General features: G+C 73.6%; 1 protein-coding gene. It reads left to right on the top strand.

The window, feature by feature from the left end:
• Window positions 1-1,207, top strand: a 1,207-nt coding sequence (locus tag HMPREF3105_RS02065; RefSeq protein ID WP_305791314.1) for an IucA/IucC family protein, incomplete at its 5' end; no start/stop codon positions are given.
• Window positions 1,208-1,251 lie beyond the last annotated feature (44 nt).

Raw genomic sequence — 1,251 nt, forward strand, 5'->3', positions numbered from 1 at the left:
CGCCGCCGTGCCGGCGCCGCCCCCGCCGATCACCGAGGCGGTGGCGGGCCTGTGGGCGGAGCGGGCGGCGGCGCTCGACGTCGATCCGGAGGCGTACACGCTGATCCCGGTGCACCCGTGGCAGTGGGAGCACCGGATCCAGGTGGCGTTCGCCCCCGACCTCGCCGCGGGGCGGCTGGTGCACGTGGGCGAAGACCCGGACGCGTTCACGGCCATGCAGGCGGTGCGCACCCTGTTCAACGCGAGCGACCCGCACGCCCCGCAGCTGAAGACGGCGTTGTCCGTGCAGAACATGGGGTTCGTGCGCGGCCTCTCCCCCGCGTACATGTCCGTCACCCCGGCGATCAACGCGGTGGTGGCCGACCTCGTGGACTCCGACCCCCTGCTCGCGAGGTGGGGCTTCGGGGTGCTGCGGGAGTACGCCTCGGCCGGGTACACCGGGGACGCCTTCCATGCCGTGGGCTCGAAGGGTCCTCACACGAAGATGCTCGCCGCCCTGTGGCGGGAGAGTCCGCTGCCGCGCCTGGCGGAGGGCGAGCGGGTCATGACCATGGCGGCGCTGCTGCACCGGGACGGCGGGGGCCGCTCCGTGGCGGGGGCGCTCGTGGAGCGCTCGGGGCTGACGGCGGCGCAGTGGCTGCACGGGGTGGTGACGGCCTACGTGACCCCGCTGGTGCATCTGGCCGCCGCCTACTCGACCGTGTTCATGCCCCACGGGGAGAACATCGTGCTCCGCCTGCGGGAGGGACGGGTCACCGGCGCCTTCCTCAAGGACATCGGGGAGGAGGTGGTGGTCGGCGCGGACGGCGTCCCGCTCACGGAGCAGACCCGGCGCATCCGCATCGACCTCACCGACGAGGACCTCTCCCTCTCCTTCTTCACGGACATGCTGGACGGCGTGCTGCGCCATCTGGCCGACGTGATGGACGCGGACGCCCTGCTGCCGGCGAAGGAGTTCTACGCCGTGGTGGGGCGGGTCCTCGCCGAGTACACGGCCCTGGGGCTCGCGGATGTGGAGCGCCTCGGCCTGGACGCGGAGGACTTCGCGCACTCGTGCCTGAACCGGTTGCAGCTGCGGAACGCCACGCAGATGGTGGACCTGACGGACCCGTCGGGCTCGCTGCTCTACGCCGGTCGCCTGGCCAACCCGGTGGCCGCGCCGCTGCGCCGCGCGCTGGCGGAGCTCCGGCAGGACGCCGCGGCATGAGCGCGGACGCGTGGACCGGGACGGCGACGGGTGACGTGGCGGGC

It is taken from the genome of Micrococcus sp. HMSC31B01 (assembly GCF_001816085.1).
GTDB classification, from domain to species: Bacteria; Actinomycetota; Actinomycetes; order Actinomycetales; family Micrococcaceae; genus Micrococcus; species Micrococcus luteus.